The 22961-nt window shown below is 43.0% G+C and carries 17 protein-coding genes, 1 tRNA gene and 1 riboswitch; of the genes, 8 read left to right on the top strand and 10 right to left on the bottom strand.

What is annotated here, in order from left to right; all coding sequences use genetic code 11:
* Positions 1 to 323 precede the first annotated feature (323 nt).
* A complete protein-coding gene (locus HMO_RS0104530; RefSeq protein ID WP_010299215.1) occupies positions 324 to 1454 on the top strand; it encodes a DUF1207 domain-containing protein in 1131 nt (376 codons plus the stop codon).
* A gap of 271 nt (positions 1455 to 1725) precedes the next feature.
* On the opposite strand, the gene HMO_RS0104525 is transcribed toward HMO_RS0104530, so the two are convergent.
* Complete coding sequence (locus tag HMO_RS0104525) at positions 1726 to 2961, bottom strand: hypothetical protein (protein WP_010299212.1); 1236 nt, start codon at positions 2959 to 2961, stop codon at positions 1726 to 1728.
* A gap of 570 nt (positions 2962 to 3531) precedes the next feature.
* Between HMO_RS0104525 and HMO_RS0104515 the strand changes: the two genes are divergently transcribed.
* A complete protein-coding gene (locus HMO_RS0104515; RefSeq protein WP_010299206.1) occupies positions 3532 to 4935 on the top strand; it encodes a DASS family sodium-coupled anion symporter in 1404 nt (467 codons plus the stop codon).
* Positions 4936 to 5016: 81 nt separating this feature from the next.
* The gene (locus HMO_RS16985) at positions 5017 to 5163 is read left to right on the top strand and encodes a hypothetical protein (RefSeq protein WP_175282088.1); all 147 of its coding nucleotides are present in this window, start codon (positions 5017 to 5019) and stop codon (positions 5161 to 5163) included.
* Positions 5164 to 5311: 148 nt separating this feature from the next.
* On the opposite strand, the gene HMO_RS13760 is transcribed toward HMO_RS16985, so the two are convergent.
* From HMO_RS13760 to HMO_RS0104490, 5 genes are all read right to left on the bottom strand, one after another.
* A complete protein-coding gene (locus tag HMO_RS13760) occupies positions 5312 to 6265 on the bottom strand; it encodes a patatin-like phospholipase family protein (RefSeq protein ID WP_010299203.1) in 954 nt (317 codons plus the stop codon).
* An 86-nt stretch (positions 6266 to 6351) separates the two neighbouring features.
* A tRNA-Lys gene (locus tag HMO_RS0104505) sits at positions 6352 to 6427 on the bottom strand.
* 195 nt (positions 6428 to 6622) lie between these two features.
* Complete coding sequence (locus tag HMO_RS0104500) at positions 6623 to 7798, bottom strand: BaiN/RdsA family NAD(P)/FAD-dependent oxidoreductase (RefSeq protein WP_010299200.1); 1176 nt, start codon at positions 7796 to 7798, stop codon at positions 6623 to 6625.
* Positions 7799 to 8067: 269 nt separating this feature from the next.
* Positions 8068 to 9393 (bottom strand): AAA family ATPase, encoded by a 1326-nt coding sequence (locus tag HMO_RS0104495; RefSeq protein WP_010299199.1) that lies wholly within the window; start codon positions 9391 to 9393, stop codon positions 8068 to 8070.
* Between the two features lie 291 nt (positions 9394 to 9684).
* Positions 9685 to 11079: an AAA family ATPase gene (locus HMO_RS0104490; protein WP_010299195.1), complete on the bottom strand. Its 1395-nt coding sequence runs from the start codon at positions 11077 to 11079 to the stop codon at positions 9685 to 9687.
* 224 nt (positions 11080 to 11303) lie between these two features.
* Positions 11304 to 11525, top strand: a riboswitch (cobalamin riboswitch).
* Positions 11526 to 11598: 73 nt separating this feature from the next.
* On the opposite strand from HMO_RS0104490, the gene HMO_RS0104480 reads away from it, so the two are divergent.
* Both HMO_RS0104480 and HMO_RS0104475 read left to right on the top strand, forming a co-directional pair.
* Positions 11599 to 13425, top strand: a complete 1827-nt coding sequence (locus HMO_RS0104480; RefSeq protein ID WP_139016828.1) for a TonB-dependent receptor plug domain-containing protein — start codon at positions 11599 to 11601, stop codon at positions 13423 to 13425.
* Positions 13418 to 14002: an energy transducer TonB gene (locus tag HMO_RS0104475; RefSeq protein ID WP_010299181.1), complete on the top strand. Its 585-nt coding sequence runs from the start codon at positions 13418 to 13420 to the stop codon at positions 14000 to 14002. The genes HMO_RS0104480 and HMO_RS0104475 overlap by 8 nt, the downstream gene beginning before the upstream one ends.
* 72 nt (positions 14003 to 14074) lie before the next feature.
* Here HMO_RS0104475 and HMO_RS0104465 read toward each other — a convergent pair whose 3' ends face one another.
* From HMO_RS0104465 to HMO_RS0104455, 3 genes are all read right to left on the bottom strand, one after another.
* Entirely contained in the window at positions 14075 to 15355 is a 1281-nt protein-coding gene (locus HMO_RS0104465) for an F-box protein (RefSeq protein WP_010299178.1), read from the bottom strand.
* A 258-nt stretch (positions 15356 to 15613) separates the two neighbouring features.
* Entirely contained in the window at positions 15614 to 16753 is a 1140-nt protein-coding gene (locus HMO_RS13755) for a glycoside hydrolase family 3 N-terminal domain-containing protein (protein ID WP_010299174.1), read from the bottom strand.
* A gap of 592 nt (positions 16754 to 17345) precedes the next feature.
* Positions 17346 to 18350 carry a zinc ABC transporter substrate-binding protein gene (locus tag HMO_RS0104455; protein ID WP_010299173.1) on the bottom strand — a complete coding sequence of 335 codons (1005 nt, stop codon included), beginning with the start codon at positions 18348 to 18350 and terminating at the stop codon, positions 17346 to 17348.
* Positions 18351 to 18418: 68 nt separating this feature from the next.
* Between HMO_RS0104455 and HMO_RS0104450 the strand changes: the two genes are divergently transcribed.
* Together HMO_RS0104450 and HMO_RS15460 are read left to right on the top strand one after the other, a co-directional pair.
* Positions 18419 to 19039: an alpha/beta fold hydrolase gene (locus HMO_RS0104450; protein ID WP_010299170.1), complete on the top strand. Its 621-nt coding sequence runs from the start codon at positions 18419 to 18421 to the stop codon at positions 19037 to 19039.
* Complete coding sequence (locus HMO_RS15460; protein WP_010299168.1) at positions 19036 to 19725, top strand: methyltransferase domain-containing protein; 690 nt, start codon at positions 19036 to 19038, stop codon at positions 19723 to 19725. The genes HMO_RS0104450 and HMO_RS15460 overlap by 4 nt, the downstream gene beginning before the upstream one ends.
* Here HMO_RS15460 and ppa read toward each other — a convergent pair.
* Complete coding sequence (gene ppa, locus HMO_RS0104440) at positions 19712 to 20245, bottom strand: inorganic diphosphatase (RefSeq protein ID WP_010299165.1); 534 nt, start codon at positions 20243 to 20245, stop codon at positions 19712 to 19714. The genes HMO_RS15460 and ppa overlap by 14 nt on opposite strands.
* A gap of 413 nt (positions 20246 to 20658) precedes the next feature.
* Between ppa and HMO_RS0104435 the strand changes: the two genes are divergently transcribed.
* Positions 20659 to 22866 (top strand): alpha/beta hydrolase family protein, encoded by a 2208-nt coding sequence (locus HMO_RS0104435; protein WP_010299159.1) that lies wholly within the window; start codon positions 20659 to 20661, stop codon positions 22864 to 22866.
* Positions 22867 to 22961: the final 95 nt, after the last annotated feature.

The raw sequence follows: 22961 nt of genomic DNA, 5'->3' as shown, positions 1-22961 counted from the left end.
TTCGATTATTTCTAAAGCATCTAATCATTAGAGTTTTTGTAATTATCACAGAAAATACAACAGACCCTAGGTCCATGACAAGTTTGATTTCTTTGTTTATTCACAAGTAAAAGTATTTCCTGCACGGCTGCCCGCAAAAATAGACGATCACAATATTTTTATATTTGCAGAATATAGAAAGTTATCATTTTTATATAACTCTATCTTTGCTTTTAAAACGGTCAGTCGTAAAAAATAGACTCTGTTTAACCTCGCCCCAGGAACACAATAATTCTATTCTGTTTTATAGTTCTCAATAATTATAAAAGATTGGTGTAATAATAATGGTTGCTTTACGTATTACAAAAATGACAAAGATTTCAGTGTTCTCCCTCCTAATACATACCAGTTTAGCGACCTCCACTTTTGCTTATTCAGAAGCCTATTTAGCCGGCTATGTGGATGCTATTATTGCTGAAGTACTACCTGAAGAGGAAATTAGGTATCATATTAATGGTAATCATTTGACTTTAGTTATCATGAACAGCGAATTGGACCCGAGTGCCCAAGACCAATTAGTGAGTCGCCTCAGTCAATCGGAGCGCTTCGCCAGCATAAAAGTTCATAGCAATAACCCTAATGTATTAACAGATTCTTCACCGCCCTCCTCTATCCGAAAGGTTAGCGTGTCTAAAAGCAAAGAAAGAATCGAGATTCTTCCCAATGGCGCCATTTACGATACCCCTGTTGCTGATCCTAAATGGCCACAATTTACGGCGGGCTTTCAACGCCATTTCAAGAATGTCTATGGGAAGAATATCTTCGAGCTGGCGTTCGGAGAAAATTTAGCCTTGGTGCGCTATCGCACGGCTAAGCTTATTTATGAGATTGGCGTTCAAGCAGGTCTAACGGGATTAATGGATTTCACAAAATCCCCTTCCAGACTGGTTAACTCTGACTACTTTGTAGGACTAGGTTTGTCTATTGTCTATGATAAAAAATGGCAAAATCTTATTCAGTTCTCCCATTTAAGTTCCCATATTGGAGATGAATATATTATTTCTAAACCCCGATACTTAGATAAACGCATTAATTTAAGTTATGAGACCTTAAAGTGGTACACAGCTTATAAATTTAACTCTTTCCGCCCTTATATTGGCGTTGGTTATCTCGTTCACAAAGATCCCTCCTCTGTAAAGCCATTAACCTTCGATATAGGATTCGATTATATCTCTGAGCAGAAGATCTTATGGGATAAGGCCCGCTTTGTTCTGGGAGCTAATAGCTTCTTCTGGAGCGAGACAAAGTTCAGCCCTCGCTTTAATGTTTCCACTGGCATTCAAATGGATAACCCAGTATGGGCAGGACGCAAATTAAAATTCCTAATCAATTATACCAATGGTAACTCTCGTCATGGCCAGTTTTATAAAAAAAGAGAGAATTACCTAGGTTTAAGCATTAACATTTCGAACTAGTAAATATCCACATAAAGGACACCTAGGACACTTAACTATCCATCTTAAAAAAACATCAGAAAAAGGAGAAAGACGCCAAATTACTTTAGGCGACTCTCTTTTTCTAATGTTAAGTTAAACGTTGTCAGAAGAGGAAAGTTTAAGAGCTCACTATCGCAAGGTCTGCAGCCTAAAGGGGCTGTTAACTTATCTCTAACCACTCAGCAAGATTTTTTGCCAATCTAAACTCTTAAAAAGGCACAAACTCCCCTTAAATTGATTTACCCTATTTTCATTCTATTGGTTCTGATTGCTTAAGCTGTACTGCGGCTTGTAAGGTGATTGGATGATCTGGAGTGAGCGCTAACTCCTCTAGAGCACTATGAATAAATGCTGCGACTAAGAACCCACGGTGCCCTTCAGAAGTTGAAAGGAGAGTTTGCCAATAGTCGAAGATCAAATTTCTAAAGGTTTCGTCTTTATTAATCTGCGAAAAGAAATAATCTGCTACTGATCCCTGACATACTAATTCCCTAACGGCTGTCCGCCACTGCGTTATAAAGGCACCTAAGTAATCAACAGGAAGGAGAGCGTAAATTGCAAATGAAGCATCACAACACCCTTTTTCTCCATTCTCTATTAATACGGAACAAAATAAATCTTGAACCTGAGCCTCCATACAAGAAAGAACATACACCATAACAGCAAGGGAAGTGCCGGTACTCCCCTGGGCGATCTTGTCCAAATTTTTTACTGTCATGCTTAAATCAGCATTGGGGTGAAACTTAGAGATTTTTAGCAAAGTTTTTAACAGAGAGATTATTCCTTTAGCCTGGTCATGTGGCTTTAAAGCAATTGCATAAGAGATATAATCACTCCGCCTAGACTCCGGTATGACTGCAATCGTTTGTACTAGCGGCTCAAGAAACATTTTTAGACTGATATTTTCCCTCAGTAAGGGGCCAAGGCTGGCAATAACAGCAGGACGATCAGCAACAGAAGTTTTTCTAACCATATTTATAATTTCTTCACAGTCCTGGCCAGCTGCCCCTTCACCAATGAGTGCTTGAGCATAGCTTAAAATTTGATCACGATCGAAGGAGGCAGTTTCATAAATTGCTTTAAGCAGCCTGTCAAGGTGAGCTTTTATATTTTTCTGCTTACATAAAGTATAGGCTCTGGTTAACACATCCGTTCTTTTCGCTAAAGGAATAGCTTTAATAAAGTGACGCAGCTTTAACATCTCAGGTAAGCTGTTAGGATGGGGTAAGAGCAGCTGAACCCAGTCATCCACTTTTGCAGGAGAAGACACAGTTAAATGGGATACTTTTTCTTCAGATATTACGGCTAAAGTTGCCATTTTCTGGAGGGATATCTCCTCTCTCTCTTTCTGCTGCCCTTGCTCTGCGGATCCGTGCCAAGGAGCTTCTATTGCTCCAACCGAATTCCCCCAAGAAATGGTCAAGAATGATCCACAAATAAAAGGTATCAGCTTATACAAACGAGGCGAGCAAATTTGAGCCACCATAAAATATGATCCTAAATAATCCTTTATCTAGCCTAGCAATATTTTCAAGACTCTTAAATATTCAACTTAAATCTAAATTTATGCTTAATAAATTTCCCTTTTCTCAAACTTCCCTCTTTTTATTCTAATTACTCAGAACGATAAAGATAATCGATGCTTTTCTTTTTTTGGAAGATTGGCTTTCGAATGGCGCTCCTCTTACCCTCACCACGGCGGCCAGGAGGAGACTTCTCACAGATATTCTTGCTAAGTGTCGTCGTAGTTTTTCTTTATTCAGATAAGTTTTTCCTCATAATTATGGATGGGCATTCGACAGAACAAACAAATAGGTATATATATTAATGGATTGCTCTATGGTGCACCCGAGGCCTATAAATATTACAGAGATAACAAAACCAAACAGTTTATCGGCCAAGTCGCTAGTAGGCCTTGCCATTAATAGAGGCAAGATCTTTGTTAAAAGAGGTGAAAATACCGTTCCTCCTAAGTACACGTTTTATATTTTCCCCCTAGCCGAAAGACTTAAATTCTGATAACGGTAATGCATAATTTGATTAAAGGAAACTTTATATGAATTCAATTTTTAGCTTTCTTGTTCCTATTATAGTAGGAATAAGCTTGTACTTTTATCCTGCTCCCGGTGGCATGGATACGCAAGGATGGCATTTATTTGCAATCTTTGTGGCCACTATTACGGGATTGATCTTTAAGCCTTTACCCATGGGAGCTGTAGCTCTGATAGGGATGGCAGCCACAGTATTAACAGGCACCCTAAAGCTACAACCCGAAGCCTTGAGTGGCTATGGGGATAGCATTATCTGGCTGGTATTATATGTCTTCTTCATTGCCCGTGGCTTTATTAAAACAAAGCTAGGTATCCGGATTGCCTATAAATTTGTTCAATGGTTCGGCCGTAGCGCTTTAGGCATGGGATACAGCATTGTTGCCACCGAGCTGTTTATTGCCCCCTTTATTCCAAGCAGTGCCGCCCGCGCCGGGGGAATTATGTTTCCTGTGGTTACGGCAATTTCAGAATCCTTGGATAGCCATCCTCATGATTCTACGCGCCGGAAAATTGGTGCCTACTTGCATAAGATTGCCTATAATGGCAACCTGATTACGAGTGCTATGTTCTTGACAGCCATGGCCGCTAATCCAATGTGTCAATCCTTTGCCGCAACGCAAGGCGTACAAATTACTTGGAGCAATTGGGCTGTAGCCGCTGCAGTCCCGGGCTTACTATCTTTATTGCTCATCCCACTATTCTTATATTTTGTCTTCCCGCCCAGCCAGAAACGTTTTGATCACGCTCCTGCTATGGCGCAAAAGAAATTGAGTGATATGGGCCAGATGAGCGGCCAAGAATGGCTAATGGCTGGTGTTTTCCTTTTAATGCTGGGCTTATGGATTTTTGGTGAACCCTATGGCATCTCAGCCGCCACCACGGCTCTGTTGGGATTATGTCTCCTTCTGGTCACCAAGATCTTAAGCTGGGATGATATTTTGAATGAAAAAGAAGCGTGGCATACGCTAATTTGGTTCGCAATATTAGTAACAATGGCCAAATATTTACAAATTTATGGTGTAGTTGCTTGGTTCTCGACGATGGTAAGTACCCTCGTTGAAGGGCGCGATTGGATGTCAGCGTTCGGGATTTTAGTCCTCATCTATTTCTATAGTCATTATTTCTTTGCCAGCAACACCTCCCATGTTAGCGCTATGTATGCGGCCTTCTTAGCAGTTGCTATCGCCGCAGGAACGCCTCCTTTAGTAGCCGCCTTGGGTTTGGGATTCTGCTCTAGCCTATTTTCAAGTATGACCCACTATGGGGCCAGCTCTTCAGCCATGTTCTTTGGAGCCGGCTACATTGATATCGGAACTTGGTGGCGTCTCGGCTTCCTTATCAGTGTCGTCAATCTACTGGTTTGGTTTGGAGCCGGTGGTGTTTGGTGGAAGATCCTTGGCCTCTGGTAACCAGGTAAGGTATTGGGCGCTGACGGTAGCTCCTGTAGTCAGCGCCAAGCCATTTACTCGCTAAAATGATAGGAGATTATAATGAGAGCAGGATCTACCTTTGCATTGTGTTTCTTAGTTTTCGCTTTGACAGCCTTGGCAAACTGTAATAGTTCGCCTCCCGGAGCAGACCGGCCCCCAAGAGATGCGTTTTCCCATCGATATGATTCGGATACCTATAATGTGTAGGGACGGCCCCCTCTCCCTTGTTAAGTCTTTGACAAATCATATTCCTTTCTCACCTTATTGAATAGAAGAAGCAAGGTTGAGTTGAAACTCAGGGTGCTTTTATCCGATAGGTTTGGACGGGCTCTGACTTATCCTCATGAAGCGTATTTTAAGGATGCGGAACTGGGGCAGAATATAAAGCCACTTGGGGCTTCTTAGGCTTATTATGTACCAGCTTTTCTTGCAGAAGCGCCCAGATCTTTGCCGCTTCATGGCGGCCAACCTCGCGGCCACGTTGGTAAACAACCTCATTAAAGCCATTATCAAAGGTTCCTACTTCAGGCAGAGCAATCTTAATGACATAATCGGCCCCTACTAAAGCCAAGCGTGATTGATGGCGCAGGCTTATTTGCAGGCAGCGCCTTAAGATCCCTAAGGCATTGCTTGGTGCCGTTTCTGGTAAGCCCGCATCTAATTCGATGACAACAATAAACTTAGCACCCATCCGTCGCGCCACCTCTGCCGGAACATTATTGGCCACTCCCCCATCCACAAAGAATTGACCTTCAATAGCAACGGGCGTAAAAATTCCCGGAAAAGCAGCTGAAGCCCGAATCGCTGGAATTAGTTCGCCTTTGCCCAAGGCTGTCATATCCCCAAACTGTAAGTTTGTTGCCACAGCGACAAAGGGAATTTTAAGTTGCTCAAAGTAACGTGATTTTAAATTGCTCTTAAGAAAGCTTTGCAAGCCATAACCATCACTAATTCCAAAGGGTAAGAAATTTAAAGATATATTCACTAAGTCTTCACGCATCTGAGGCAAAAGCAGCTGCTTTACTTTCTCAATATCTTGGGAGTCGGCATATAACGCCCCGACAATAGCACCCGCACTGCAGCCGATAATTAAATCTGGCTTGATGCCTTGCTTTATTAATTCCTCCATCACGCCGACATGGGCAATCCCTTTAGCACCCCCACCGCCCAAGACAAAGGCAATATTGATATTCTGATGGTCAGGAAGCTGAGGCGCGTAAGGATGAGGGGAATCAGCGAACCGCATCTCCGTACAGGCGGTAAGTATAAAGGTACAAAACAGCACAATGAGATTTTTATTGTTTACCATGAAGACAGGCAGCTTTTGAAGACTTTACTAAAATTTAGCTAAAGTTTCTCAATTACACAAGGTTTAAGATTTTTTAAGCGGGAGAATGGTGGGTCCAGAAGGATTCGAACCTTCGACACCCTGATTAAAAGTCAGGTGCTCTACCAACTGAGCTATGGACCCAAAACAGATATCTTTATTAATTACAGATTTTTTTAGGGGATTGCAAGAACTTTCTAATATTTTTTGCTTGGAGTAAGAATTTTAGCAGGCAATCAAACTGCAGTTGAATCGCCCCCCATTACTCACCCCTTTATTCATACAGGACAATGCCCATACGCTTGTAGCTTGGCTCCTTTAGTCTTTTCACCTTTAAAGCTAACAAGCCTGGCCTGCAGCATAGCCCGATGACCAGGCCCATTGAAAGTTATAACCACCCAGCCAACCGGTAACGTCGACAACCTCTCCGACAAAAAACAAACCCGGAACACTCTTAACCATTAGGGTTTTAGAAGATAAAGCATTGGTATCCACTCCTCCTATGGTTACTTCAGCCTTTTGATATCCTTCACTTCCCTGGATCATAACCGGGAAATGATGCAGCCGCTGTGCCACGGCCAACAAGCTTACTTTTTTAACCTCAGTCAAGGGTTGATGCCACAGGGGGTCATCAACCATAAAATCGACCAATCGATCGCTTAGATATTGTTTTAAGAAATTACACAGGGTCTTTTTAGAATTCTTGTTCTCCATTAAGAGCTCTGCCATATTCAAGGATGGCAATAAATTGATATGGATTTGTTGGCCCGCAAATGATGGCAGATAGGAGGAGATTTGCAAAATCGCCGGTCCACTTAAGCCGCGGTGGGTAAATAAAATGTTTTCTGCGAATTTAGCTTTGCCATAACTTACCAGCGAGTAATTAGAAATGCCACTCAGACTGCGAAAGGACTGTAAATCTTCAGCACTTACTGTTAATGGCACTAAAGCTGGCTGAGGCGCAACAATTGCTACGCCAAACTTTTGAGCCAAATGATAACCAAAATCACTGGCCCCGATCTGTGGTATGGATAAGCCGCCGCTGGCAATAATGACGGACGTGGCCTTAAATGTTCCCATATCAGAGATTACGGAAAAATGATCACTCTTGCTGATATCATTAACCCGACAAGAAAGTAAAATCTCCACGGCTGCTTGCTGACACTCTGCCAATAACATGTGGATGATCTGTTTTGAAGAGCCATCGCAAAAAAGCTGACCTAAGGTTTTTTCATGATACTGAATGCCATGGTTTTCAACCATGCAAATAAAATCATGCTGCGTAAAGCCAGATAAAGCCGATTTAACAAAGTGAGGATTAGTGCACAGGTAATTCGCTGGACTTGCCCCCAGATTGGTAAAGTTGCAGCGCCCGCCGCCGGAAATTCGAATTTTTTCACCAATTTTAGCGGTATGCTCAATTAGGAGGACTTTGCGGCCGCGGCGCCCCGCTTGAAGAGCCGCCATTAACCCCGCAGCACCGCCCCCAATAACAATGACATCATATGATCGCATGATTTCTTCTTTGATTAAGTTTTGCTTAAGTGTACAAGAAATGGCGAAAATAGGCACGTGTTAGAAAGGGATAAAATAAATAACAGAGATCTTAAGGAAGGATCGACACTCTTTTGATCAAATTGCTTAGCTATGGAAATGTCTTCAAGTAAAATACTGTAGGACACTTCCCAAATCTATGGCTAAGGTCTCTCTCGCGTTAGACCTTAGCGGGGTTGTCTAGATTGCGGTGAAATATCTTCACCCCATGCTAGGCTTTCTCAGAGGCCCTATGTATACATGAACAAGTGGCTTATGTCTTCTGGCTCCTTTTTATGTTCCTGATCTTTTAAAGCAGTAACAGCTATCTCTTTCTCAATAATCAGAGAGTGCCCCATATAATCCTTTATATTGAACGTAAAACCTTCTAAAACCTTAGAGAGCATCGTATTTAGCGCCCGGGCACCACTACCATGTAGGGCAGCTATCGTGGCAATATAGTCAAGAGCGTCATCGGCTATCGTAAGTTCAATATCATAAAGAAAACGATGCTTATCTATCTCTTCCATAAGCGCTGAAGTTTTGGATTCTATCAGGATGCGTTTCAAGTCATCTTTTGACAGATCGGAAAACTGCACTATATTTCCAAGGCGCCCGGCCAATTCCGGAATCATCCCATAATCTTCTAATGTCATTGTGGTGAGAGGTTGAAGGCTTATCTTTTCTCCATTTTTTTTGGATAGTAGCCCGGGAAAAGCACCTCCGGCAATAAATAAAATATTTGTCGTATCAAGGTTCTTCTTATTCTCAAGACGAACAGTTGTCCCTTGAACTACCGGAAGTAATTCTTGTTGCACGCGTTCAATAACACTTAAATTTTGACCTTTAGTGCTTAGAGATTTAGTGCATAATTTATCAATTTCATCAATAAAAACAATCCCCTGTTCAGCAGCTAACAATATATCCGAATCGGAAGGCGCACTGCCATTTTGTGACAAAAAGATACTAGCCTGAGCATATAGCTTATCAAAAATTCCTTGCCATTTATCCCCGACATAGCCCTGAGCCGTCCATTCAGTAGCATTTCCAACCACAAAAGGGATTTTTAAATAATCTGCAAGAACCTTTAAGGTAGAGGTCTTGCCACATCCTGTCGATCCTATCATAAGAACATTCGCTTTAGTATGGGATTTATAAGTTTCAGGCTTGGCCTTGCGCCATCTATTATTGACTAAATGGCGATGAATAAAGCTTGCCAGCGAGCGCATCGCTCCTTCTTGGCCAATGGTATATTGGATTAAGTGTTCATAGATTTCAGGGGGAAAAGGAACGCCAGATAAATCCAGACCCTTAATTTTCTTAAGGGGCGGCACCTCCTCAGTAGACTTGCTTATCCTTTTCCTTTTAGATTGACCCTGGCGAGGTGAGGTTAGCCTTTGATCGATATCGGTGCGCCGTTTATCCTCATCAACACTTGTGTTATGAACATGCTGCCGCGGTGGTGTGGAATACCCATCATTATACTTATCGTTTATGTCGGTGGCTTCTGCAGCTCCCAATATTAGAAACGATGATGCAATTGAAAGAACATATTTTACCGTGTTGCATTTAATCATAATCCCTCCTCATAAAATTCGCTAATTTCTGAATGAGCTCCTCGAGCAACCATGGATCAGAAAGAAGTCATACTTTTATCATTCCTGAAATTGAGAGGGTTATATAGTTAAAATTTTAGTAAAAAGGTTCTAAATTTTTATTTATTAAAATTTAAAGGCCACTTATACGGCAACTGATGAAATAAAAGGTATGTTTTACCTCTTAAGCGCGGATCCTTTTAACTCTTCAGAATTGTATGAGCAAGGGAGAAAAGTTTACCAATGATAGATAAACCTTCTCTGCTCATTAGGCTAACTATACATCGAGAGATGGTGACTCTTGTTATCACTCGGATCAGCTACAAACTCTTGTAAAGCCGCCATTGCTTCCGCTTGCGTGATGCACATCCGTCGCGGCTTAGAGATTCCAGCAGCTAAATCATCAGAATTAGCTTCGTTGGCTTCAAATTCCTCCAGAAATTGCTGCAGGTTGAAGGTTTTCTCTTCCATTAAGGTAAAAAGCATTGCATGAATGGCGCGAGCCCCTGTTTTCAGTTGAGCAGCGGCCTCTGCTATGTAGTCGATAGCCCCCTCTTCAAAAACTAGGTCAATATTATAGGCTAATTTGTATTTGCGAATATACTGCGACAGCATAGAGGCTTTTGAATGCAGAATAATCTTCTTAAGATCCTCTTTATCTAAAGGAGAAAATTGGATGATATTGCAGAGCCTGCCCGCCAACTCTGGAAGCAGTCCATACTTTTCAAGCATGTGAGGCGTTATCCGCTTCGAATGAGTTTTATCGTTGGTGGCGGGAATCAAACCTGGGAAGGCGCCGCCTCCAACAAACAAAATATTGGTGGTATCGATCGTCCCCTCTTCTAATTCTAAAACTGTCCCTTGAATCACCGGGAGTAATTCTTGCTGAACGCGATCAATTACGTCCAGTTCCCCGCCGGTGCACAATTTATCAATTTCATCAATAAACACAATACTGCGCTCAACTAACTCTTGTAGCGCTGGCATTGTTGGTTTAATACCCTTTGCTTGCAAAATGGCTCTGGCTTTAAAAAATAGCTTACTAAAGATATCTTGCCATTTCCCTCCCACATAACCTTGAGAAGTCCATTCAGTAGCGTTACCGACGACAACAGGAATATCGAGTATCTTTGACAACCTCATTAAGCTGGAGGTTTTACCACAGCCGGTAGGTCCCATCATTAACATATTAGGTTTTTCCAGAATTAGATCAGCAAAGCCTGGCTCGTGCGGATCGGCATCACTCAAATCGCATAACTTCAGATTTATCAAATGATCATGAATAAATGAGGCCAAAGATCGCATAGCCTTATCTTGGCCAATTGTATATTGGATTAATTGATTATAGATCTGACTCGCAAACATGACTGATTTATAAGGGGCCGCTGGGGCTTCCTCTACCACTGGCGAGGGGGTATCTTGAGGAGGAACCGCCAGCCCACGTAAAGAGTCATCAGGGGCAAGATCCTCTGAAGAAAAAAACAGTAGTGCCAGACCATATCCTTTATCCTTATTCTCATCAATAATGACTAAATCTGCAGCAGCTAAAGTGGCCTCCGGCAATTCTTGGTCAAAATTGATAGGAGTGTTATCTCCCGCTTGCGCCCCGATAAGCGATACATTAAGCAAGAGTGTTAAAAGACTTGTTTTTAAGATTTTTTCCACCATGACGCCCTCTCTTATCTTGATTGCTGCACTTACTGCAACAGCGCTTAAAGCCTGTAACAGCACCTCATAATTAAGCGTAACATAAAAATTTATCTAAAAATTTAAATAATTTTTTTGTTTAATTTACTTCTTTGTGCAGCTTTCCAGCTGAATAAAGCATCCTTACTACCTTGGCATTTCAGTGCTATGAAAAATAGCTGATTGACAGAAATTATAGCCTTAGGCATAGTGTGTCTACGCTTAGTTTACCGGTAAGGTAATAAGGGAACGCAGTGCAAATCTGCGACTGTCCTCGCAACTGTAAATGCAGAGCCAATTTCGAAGGTTTACTTGCTTAAAGCCTAATTTTAAGTGAGCCAAGCTAATAAGCCACTGGATATTCTGGGAAGGCAGAAAAAGGTGTAGACGCATGAAGTCAGGAGACCGACTAAGCTATTACCACGTTTTCATGGGCGAGTGTATCCAGGAGAGCCGATTCCGGTTGTGGTAAGGATAAACTTACCGCGAACGGAGAGCTTTTTGGTCCATAAAATACTATTACTTTTAGTGTTAACTTCATTCGTTGAAGCAGCAGCATCAACGCCGATTATTGTTACGGCCAAACGTCAAGCCTTTGTTAACGTTCCCCCCTCCATGAAAACCATAAGGTTTTCAGGCGAACAATTAAAAAGAAACCAATATAGCCAAGTCGTCGACGTGTTGAATGTGACCCCAGGCTACGCCGTTGTTCAAGCGGGCGGTCCGGGACAACAAAGTTCCATTTTTGTTCGCGGAACCAATTCCAATCACTTGCACCTAAGGCAAGACGGCATGCGGATTAACTCGCCTGAAGCCGTGAATGGCACAGCTGATATTGGCCTTCTCACGACGCAAAACTTAAGTCTTATTGAAGTTTGTCGCGGCGGCTACAGCAGCCTTTACGGTTCCGATGCCGTGGGAGGTGTGGTTTTACTTCAAACACCCAAGGGGACTGGAACCTTTATAGAAGGGCTGCGCCTCGAAGTTGGCAGCCATAAAACGGCCAGCGGTTCAGGCCACCTTGCCGGCGCCTTTAATAACACTGGACTTTATCTGGGCGTCTCCGGCCTTACCTCTCAAGGCATTCACCAAACTCCTCCTGAATATAGACAAGCCGGAGGGTACTATCCGCGCCTGCCTTTCCATCAAGCAAGTTATGCCCTACGCCTAGATCACATTTGCAATGACCAGATCGAGTTCAGCCTTATAAGCCGTCTAACTGCGGGCCGCATGAGGTATCAATATATGGAGCGCCCCCTGTCGCAGCACCGCCAGCAAGGACTACAACGAGCGCTTGTTACCATAAAAGCAACAGACACTTGGCAACATCAAGTAGGAATAGGCTACTTCACTACCCAGCAACATAATGATCGCCATGAACCAACGGCTACCAGATTCTACGGCCAGCGCCAACAAGCAGATTGGCGCCAAACCTTTGACTTTAACAAGCACGATTCAGTCATGCTTACGACCGAATTAAGCAAAGATTCAGCTAAACACATTGATTTCAAAGGGGCTGCCTCTTTTCGCCAACTCTCCCAAGCCATCGGCGCTCTTTGGCAAAGAAAGGGAGAGAGAATTGCTTTAGATTTAAGTGTCCGCCATGATAAAACCTCTGGCTTTCAACACAGCACCACCCATCGCCAAGGATTAACCCTGACGCCTTTCAAGAAAACAAAGGTCCTAGCAAGCCACGCCACTAGCTTTAAGACGCCAACCTTATACCAACTGTATGCCCAAACTCCTTACTTTAATGGCAATCCTCACCTTAAACCCGAAACTGCCCACCAATGGGAAGCCGGCTTTGAACACACTTTAAGTGATCAATTGTTATGGGAAGAGACCTATTTTATTAATCACCTCAAAGGTCTTATTGAGAGCACGCCTGACTGGACATCCGTTGCGAATGTCGGGCGGGCGCGCACCAGCGGTCTTGAATCCTGTTTAAGATGGCTGGGAAAAAAGGGATGGTCAGGGGATATTAACCACACCTATACCAAAGCCTATAACCTCGTCACCGGGCAACGTTTGCTAAGACGACCGATCGCCAAAGTCTCAGGCCGGCTGCATTATGCGCACGAACAATGGTTATGGACTGTTGAGGTTAGCTATATTGGACGGCGCCTTGATATTGATCCAATAACGGGGCAGCGCCTAACAGCTAAGCCTTATCCACTTGTCAATTTTAAGGTTCAGAAAGCCTCTTCAAATTCTTGCTCTGTTTTTGGACGGATTGAGAACCTATGCAACCGTCGCATCCAAGAACCGGTGGGTTACCGTAAAGCAGGCCTAAGCGTATTTATGGGTATGGAGAAGAAGATTGGCTAAACAGCATTTGCTTTGGGGCTCAGTTATCGCCTCAGGAATGGTCCATGCCCTGCCTACGGCCATTTTTATTCTCTATGACTTTGAGGGCGCTCGTCATTCAGGCGGGGGCCAAGCCCCCCTCGCAGCTGTCGAGGTTTTATGGGCTGAAGCACCCACAATTCCTGCAGAAATTACCGTACAGCAAGAGAAAATTGCTTCCCCCGCTATATCTCTAGCAAAAAGCAAAAAACCGAGCATTTCACCCGCTCTAGACCACCCCTCCACGCCTGCCTCTCGTTCAGTTCCTGTGCTTTCAGGAAGATCCAGCAATCCCGAACGGAATAATCGGGCTTTAACAAGCTTGTGCAACCGAAAACCCGACTACCCTGAAGAGGCTCGTTTATTAGGAATTGAGGGCACAGTTACTTTAGAGATTACCCTATCGCCCCAAGGTAAAGTCATTAGCTTAAAATCTTTAGAACCCAAAGCCCATCCTATTTTGGAGAAAGCAGCCCAAGATCAGGTGCAGACCTGGCAATTCTCTGCCTCTGATCAATCCTCTGTCCACGTCTTACTGATTAAGTTTGAGTTAGAATAATCTTTGGTTTATAAGGCTTTGCATGACTGACCAATGGCGGCCAGAGCCACCATTTCTCGCTCTGCCTTATAATTAATTGTCTTCTTCATCCTCTTCCTTAAAAAAATGTGACCAGTCCCAAATCTCCTCCTCAAGAGTGAGCGATTCGAGGAAGTCCAAGCATGTAAAAGAGGGAAGCTGAAAATTTGATGTAGAAAGGGAACTCAGTAAGCGAGTGATATTCGAAGCTTGCGTTGAGTGGGGCAAGGGGTGCTCAATGCTAGGTAAAGCATGATAGGATATTGTTTGTTGCTCTCTGGGAGTCCTGAGAGACAAGAAGGAATCATAAGATATCTCCTTGACTATGGAGCGCATCTTTGTCTCTAAAAGATTCTCTCTTGGGGATAAGCTTTCTAACATAGAAAAGGGTATCTTATTATTGTGAGAGTTGATTAGGCCTAATTTTATTTTAACTGGCTTATAGATATGCTTAATCTTTGGAGGAGAAGGAGGTCTTCCACCTGAAGCCATTTTTTGAGCGTAGATCTTTTCTTCAACAGTTCGCTGTAGATTGACGACAGACTGAGAGAGATCTCTTATCTTACGCTTTAGCTCATCCCCTGATAAACGCGGCAGCTGTGATTGTACGCTGTGCATAAGCTCAGTTGTATAGGGCCAAATTTTGACATCAGATAAAACCTCCTTATCCTTTCCACTCATCACCATAAGACCATGCATTAATTCTATGGTTCTTGGCGCGAATAGCTCTTCGATCTCTGTCTCGATAGAGGCAAGATCCTTAAAGCATTGTGAGTCAGTAGAGTGAGCATCTACAGTAAGAAGGGAGAGAATTTTGCTCTTATATATTGAAGGAGCATCTATATGCATAAGAAAGCGTGTATGCAGCAATATTTCTCCGTATAAAATGCTTACATATTCCTGGTGCGAGGCTAATGGTGCATCATCCCCCCACCTAGCAAAGTGCCACCTTAGATCCTCACCTGTGAGACGCTGCTCCTGGAAATATGTTTCTGTATCAATAGTTAATCTTTGAGCCTTAACGCCCTTAGGATCAGCTTGTTCTAACGTTTTCTGCAGATGGCAAACAATCATGTATTCCGCATGGGAGATGTCATGGAAAAGCTTGCAAACTTGGCCAACCTTTATAAGATCTTTCAATGGCACAAAAAAGAAAATATTAGCTATGACTTCAGAGGGTAAGGCAAGCAAGCTATTGAGAGATAAGTCAGCATGATCTTGGCACAGATGATGCGATGGATCCCCCTGTCGCTTATCCCCGTCAACCTCCATCGCGAAGCCATTCATTGCCAAAGATGCGCACAAAAACACAAAGTAAATTTTTATATTTCTCATTTATCCCTTTTATTCTTTTTTGAGGGGCATAATATTAGCTTCCTCTAAAATATGCCAGCTTATTTTTTATAAGTTAGCATAGAAAATTAGACTCCCAATAAATAAATGCCCCCACACCGGGACCTACCTGCCACTATGATATTTTTATAAAGCACTTTAAAAACGTAACTCAATTAACAAAACCATAAGATCCCTGTATAGATTACATTAAGTCTAGTTTTCCTCACGTGATCTCTTACAGACTTTCTTCTCAAGGAGTCAGAGCAGACGTTGTTTTAGCTGAGCTATGCGGCGCGGACTTTCTTTAAGGCGTGCTTGCAGAGCTTCATCCCTTTCACCTTTTAAGGCGAAAAGCTCTGTAATAACTTTCCCAATATTGGCATTGGGTGAATAGGTTCCGTCTTTGGTCGCATTAGGATTATTTGACAGAATCAACATGTCACAGGTGGCTTTCACGAAAGCGAGCGCCGCTGCATCTTCTAACGATTTATAATTTTTAGTAATGGCACCCATATCTAAAGCATCAGAGATAATCACTCCATCGAAGCCCTTGTCGCGGAACAAAGGTGGGATTATTTTAGAGCTCAGAGTAGCCGGATACCCCTCAGTATCATAATGCTTATTAACCACATGCGCTGTCATCACCATATCCAGCAGCCCTTTTTCCATGAGATTATAATAAGGCCTAAGTTCCATTTCGGGTTTAGCATAATCGGTAATATCCGTCATACCGAGGTGACTGTCAAATCGGGCAAATCCATGCCCAGGGGCATGCTTTGTTGCGGTTAACAGATTGTGTTCATGATGAGCCTCAATAAAGGCAGCAGCATAAGCGGTGACAATATCCGGGTCTGAGCTAAAGCTTCGCTCTAATTTGCCGATGGCCGGGGAGTCACTATCATGCAAGTCAACCACAGGTCCCAGATTAGTATTGATGCCATGCCGCTTTAACATCTTAGCTAATTCAGCGTAGGATGCTTTTGCCGTAGGGATATCTTCGGTGGTTGCAACCTTAAGAGCTGACGGAATGGGTGCAGGAAACCCTTTTTGAGCAGCCAGCCTGCTTACCCGTCCCCCTTCCTCGTCAATCGCAATGATTGCCTGTGGATCTGCTTGTTTAAGCTTCTCCGTTAGGCCGACAAGCTGTTCTGGGTTTTCTATATTGTAAGCATACAGAATCACCCCGCCGACATATCCTTGTTTCAGTAAGTTACAAACCGATTCCACTCCGTCATCCTCAGGGCTTTTTCCTGAGAAGCCGGTAATAATCGATTGCCCAACAGCACGTTCTAGTTGGCCACGGTCAAGACCTTCCAACTCCGCTGCTTGAGCCACTACGAGGCTGCAGCATGCCACCCAGAGCCTTTTAAAATTGCTCAGTAATTTTTTATGCATCATTCGTCCTCTCCTAATAAAGTTCTGTGTTACCGCCTAGCTTTAAATCTTCTAACTACTTTTTATAGCTATTGAGAAGAGTCAATTCTGGCTCTGCCCCACCATTCCCCGCCATTCTGTTTTAGCTTATTTAAAAATAGCTCTTCTCTCTAAGTTCTGTTTAAAGCTACTGGATAGAATTCATACCAAACCCGATACCCCTTCTGATTGAAGCTGATTCAGGCGACGCAGCATTTGAGCCGAGAATAAGCCGGGCAACGAGGCTAGGAAAAATCCATCATAAAATGGAAGGTATTCCAACTCTCCACTCTTATTAGTATATTTAATTTTTAAGAAATTTGGCCGGTTTCAAAGAGGCGAAATAATATAATTTTTTCCTTATTATGTCAGTCTTCATTAAAACAACCGCAGAAGGGTAATTAAGAAATTACACAGCTAGGACGAAAATTGAAGACTCTGTATTGGGGAGTGATTTTCAAAGGAGCCCTATCCTAAAAATAGAGCTCTTCTCTCGTCCTTAAAGACATATCGGCGATCTTGGCCGCTCACCTTTATCTGAAGAGACTCTGAATCACGCAAGCTTTTGTGCCGAGTTCTAACGCTTACAAACTAAGGGAAGAATACATTCTTCCTCAGTAAAGGCTTTACGCATTTCGTAGGCTAAACGCCGCATCATTTCAAAATACAAATTGGGCCCCTTATCCAGACCAAATCCAAGCGCATCAAGCTGGGCATAGTTAAGACCTGTATCCTCCGCGATGGTTCGCACAGATTTGGTGTCAAACTGCGGCTCAGAGAAAATAGCACGGGCGCCCTCTTTTGCTTGATGCCGGACCACCTGCAAATCAGCTGCGCTCGGCTCTACTTCTGGATTGATGCGCACCGCACCGATACACTGGGTTCCATAAGCAATATCAAAGTACTGGGTGAAATCGTGGAAGGTTAAGTACTTTGCCCCTTTAGCACTTTTCATTTCTGAAACTAAATCAGCATGGAGCTCATTTAGCTTTTTTATAATCTTTTGAGAATTTGCCAAATAACGCGGCGCGTTGCGCTGGTCAAGTTGCGCCAATTCCTGGGCAATAGCCTTGACAATAATCTTTGCATTAGGAGCAGCAAGCCATAAATGGCCGTCTTTTCCTGGTATTTCATGATGATCCTCCTGATCTGCATGGCTGTTATGACATGAATGTAAGTCAACAACACAGCCGCCGTCAACAGCGCGATGGAATGCCCGTGACGGTAATAAATGTACCCCCTTTAAACCGGTGACTGTAATAAGTTGGACTGAATTCTTAACAGCATCCAGGGACTTTTTCAGAGCTGCTTCATAAATAGGTCCGACCCAAATGATGACTTGGGCTTTGTGCAACTTACTGGCTTCACTGGGCTTGAGATGATGTGTATGTGCTGAGGAATCCGCTTCCATCAACAACTCGGGTTCGCCTACCCCTTCCATAATGCCAGCCACCAAGGAATGGATCGGCTTAATAGTGACGAGTACTTTGGGGGGACTAGACACTGTGCCCTTGGCGACGGCGTGAGGCGCTTTGATCAGAACGCTGACCAAACACATAAAACATAAAACTAATAGGCGCATCTTGCTCTCATTTTGTGTTATTGTGGTACCAACTTTAACGTTACAAATAATGCCTTAACAAAACACTAATGCAACTGATTTATTGGCATGGTTGGGGATATGATAGCACAGTTTTCACCCCTCTTCTCAAAATTCTGGCAGAATTTGATGCCATTTGTATAAACGAAGGATATTTTGGTGAGACTAACCTTCCCCAGACCATATCTACGGAAGCCGTAGGCATCGGCCATTCGCAAGGCTTTGCGCGTCTAGTTCAAACTTCTCCCCATCTTAAAGGCTATGTGAGCCTTAATGGATATACGCAATTTTTACAAAGCCACAGCTTTGTCAATGGCATCCCTAAAGCTGTGCTCGGGGCCATGATTCAACAATTTCAACGCCATCCAGACAAAGTGTTAGAGAGTTTTTATAATAAATGCGGATACCTGCCCGATTATTCCGCCTTAGAACGCAATGATGAGCTGCTTCGTCAAAATCTCACGGCTTTACGCTCCTTAAGCCTGCCGCAGCCACGCGCCCCGGTTCTCGCCATCGCTGCAGCTGAAGATCAGATTGTTCCTCTTAAACTTCAGCAAGACTGTTTTAACCAGGTCCAGATCATTGATCAGGCCAACCATAGTCTAATCCCTCAGCATGCGCTCACGTGCGCTTCTTTAATTCGCCGTTTTATTGAAAGCTTGCCTAAATGAAGAGCCTTATCCGTGAGCATTTTTCCCGGGCTGCTGCGACCTATAATCGCTGGGGTCTCACGCAGCAACAGATCGCCGCTGCTTTTGCCCGCCAGTTACAGGCTCTACCCGCTCCAACTTCTATTCTCGAGATTGGCTGCGGTACCGGGTTTTTAAGTCACCACTTGGGAACTTTTAATTGTCGATTGATTATAAGCGATTTATCCCCGACCATGGTCAACACTGTTTCTCTTCCCCAGGGGCTTAAGGTGGCCCTCGATGGCGAGTATCTGCCTTTTTGCCAGCCTTTTGATTGGATTGTCGGCTCTCTTGCCTTTCAATGGTTTGAATCGCCCGAGCGCACCCTCCCCCTTCTCAAGCAGCAGTGTAAAACCCTTGCTTTTACCACCTTAGGCCCCAATAACTTTCATGAATGGAAAGATTTGTGCCGCACTCACAATCTTCCTGATCACACCCGGCCAATGCTATCTGCCGAGAAACTGAGAACGATCTTAGGCGCTGATATTTCTATTGGAGAAGCATATTACTCTGAACAGCATCCTAATTGGTTAAGCTTTTGGCAAAGCATCCATAAAATCGGTGCCCACACCAGTGCAATCCATAAAAAAACCCCTGTCGCAAAATCTCTCCTGCGCCAGGGGCCCATAACCTGTAGCTATCACGTGTTAACTGTTATTTGTCGTTAGTAGCCGTAGCAATGGCTTCTTCAATAATCTTGTGGGCAGTTTCTAAGCCTTCCCAGCCCAAAACTTTAACCCATTTATTTTTCTCTAAGTCTTTATAATGGGTGAAAAAGTGAGCAATACGCTGCAGCTTAATGTCGGCAATATCTTGGCATGTCGTAATATCAGCATAATAGGGGCTAACGCGCGCCGTTGGAACAGCTAAGATCTTTTCATCTTTTCCAGCTTCATCCTCCATCAATAGTACCCCAATTGGGCGCACCGGAATAACACAGCCAGGCACTAAGCGCTCTTCGCAATAGACTAATACATCAAGGGGATCGCCATCGGCTGACAAGGTATGAGGAACAAAGCCATAATGGCAGGGATAATGCATGGGAGTGAGCACCATACGATCCACGAAAATGGCTCCTGAATCTTTATCGATCTCATATTTAACCGGATCGGCTCCAGCAGGAATTTCGATAATCACATTTAATTCATGGGGAGGATTGGCCCCTAAAGGCACTCGCTTAATATCCATTATTTGTTCCTTACTTACAGTCAAATTACCTCTTCGTTGTATATCATGAAGTCGCTTGGCTGTGCAAATTGTTACTTAAAAAGTGGAAGTATTGCCCAAGATCCTCTTCAAAAATAGCTGCTTTTCTCTAGCTATCTTTCGATTGATCTTCAGTTAATTTGCTCCTATTCTAATTCAGAAGAGAATGGTCTCGCCTCGCTAAGTCCTAATCTTTTATATAAGGCTAACGTTTCTCGCATTGATATTGTCGGCTTATAAGGGGGACGTTCATTAAACAGATCGAGTAAGACATTGGGATAACGTAGAAATTTTATTGCCATATCGAGCCGATCGCTCTCCCTCCTTTTGTAGGAAGAGGAGAGCTACTCTAACCCTCAGCAAGACAATTAAGAAAAATTAGAAAAAGGACCCTAATGAAAAAGTGTTCAATTACCCTTAAAAAGTTTATTTTAAATTTATTAGGATCCATATCTTTTGCAGCTGCGATGGAAGCTCCTGAAATCTTCGAAGAGAGGACTGTTTCTTCTGTATGTTCACAGGAGAAGAGCTCAGAGCTTCCTCTTTTACCTCGTTCCCTGTTTGCTTTTACAATGAAAGGACAGCTAAATGAGGAAAAAAGGAAGCTTTTAGAGCAGATAACAGAGAATACTGGCCTATCACCTTATAAAATTTTGAGCCACGACGAAGATAACAATTTTGTGGTTTTCAAGACAAGAGAAGCAGAAGGGGATCGTCACTTTGTCTATAATACGGATCTAAAAACTTGCCACTTTATCGGTGCCAATATATTAGAAGGGCCCCATCCATATATTCATATAGAAGCAGTAGCGCCTGATACTATTTACTGGAGCGTTTATCCTGTCAATAATCCTCGAGAAAAGGAATTGTATGCTTTTTCTTTAAAAGACCAAACAAACACCCGTTTAGAGGTACCCGCTCGTCTTTTTAAAATTCTTGCAGAACGTAATGGCACTCTTTATAGCCTAGTCTCGGCAGAAAGTTTTGAAGAAAACGAGGAGGCAGAATTCGCCATCTATACAAAACAACCCAATTGTCCCTGGGAAAAAATTATAGGTGGCAATCAAGAAAGATTCGCGATTTTTACAAAAATACCAATTATAGAAAACCCTATTTTAGGAACACTAGGTCGCCTAGAGAAAAAATATGCTATCTATGCAAGCTATAGAAATTTGCAGGGCCAGGTGATTACAGGCCCTATTACTATGGCTGACAATAAATTTGTCCCCCTCTTTACTTTGCCTGAGGGCAATATTCATGACCTAAGATTAATATCTTACAACATTCCCACAAATAAAACAAAATCTTATCTATCCCACCATATGTTATTAGTAAGCCTTATTGATCAGGGCAGATTAAAATGGCATACGCTTAACTTAGGGAACGGAGAAATCGACATCCCTAGTCCCCTAACCGAGCTTTCAAATCTACTTGAGAGTCATAAAATAGTTGAGGCTGGGGATAACTATTATATAGACGCCACGCTTGAAGGATTTAATATTATTCAATCTGATCATCCTGCTCTACGCATAACTTTTAATCTTAGCACGGATGAGGATTCAGGCGCACCAATAACTCAATGGGGGATTCCTGCTCCCAATGATTTATCTGGGCAAATACAAGATCTTGTGGATGCCAAGAAATGCGGACATTTAACTAAAGCTTATTATGAAACGATTTCAATGCAAGATGGTCAGCCCTTAGATTGTATTGTCACGCCTCCCTCCTTTGGTACAGCGCCCTATCCAGGTGTAATTATCTCTCACGGGGGGCCTCATGTCGCTCTAAATCTTAACTATAATCCCCTAGCACAATTTTTGGCAAATCGGGGCTATGTGGTGATAGAGCCCGTATTCAGTGGTTCTGATAACTCCCAAGCAATTTATGAAAGAGGACGTGGTCAATACGGGAATCTAATTCAACGGGAAATGAAAGAAGCAGCCAACTGGTATGCGCATAAGCAACTTATTGATGCACAACGCGTCGGTATAATCGGAAGTAGCTTTGGCGGATATGTGGTCAATTTTCAAGCAACCCATCCGGATTGCTTCGAAGAAATTTTCCCAGAAGGCTTTAAATGCTTTATATCTATAGTGGGCATGTCTGATTTAATATTTGATATAAATAACGCTATCTCCCACCTTCCGAGAAAAAATTTGATCAGCATTGAAAGGCGCGCTCGCTACATAGAACCTCTAATAGAGAGCCTCGACGATCTGTTGTCACCTGAAGCTGAGACCTCGCTTAAAAGCAAAAGCCCCCTCTATGCGGCTGCTAAGGTAAAAGCCCCCCTCCTTTTACTCCATAATGACGGTGATGAGAGAGTCCCTATTTACCATTCTAACGCCCTATCCCAAGCTTTAAGTGACCATAATATTGCCCATATTTATGGCGTTTTTAAAGGTGAAGGACACACCCTTTCTAATAACAGTAATCTGAATGTAGAATACGGACTAATCGAGAACTTCCTCTCTAAGCATTTGGGCGGTACGCGTTATCAACCCTTAACCAAGGAAGAATGTTCTCAATCCACCTTTGAAATCATACAAGGTCAAGAGCTAATCGATGAACTTTTGGAGGGCCAGGTAACGGAGGAGAAATAAAACTTCTCCTCATTACCCAAAACAATAAGCTTTGCAGCTAAGTAATAAGAAAATGAAGCTGCAGCAAAAAAGGGATACCCACGGTATCCCTTTAA

The sequence above is a fragment of the Candidatus Odyssella thessalonicensis L13 genome (genome assembly GCF_000190415.1).
Lineage (GTDB): Bacteria > Pseudomonadota > Alphaproteobacteria > Paracaedibacterales > Paracaedibacteraceae > Paracaedibacter > Paracaedibacter thessalonicensis.
This window is presented reverse-complemented; position numbering and strand designations above follow the sequence as displayed.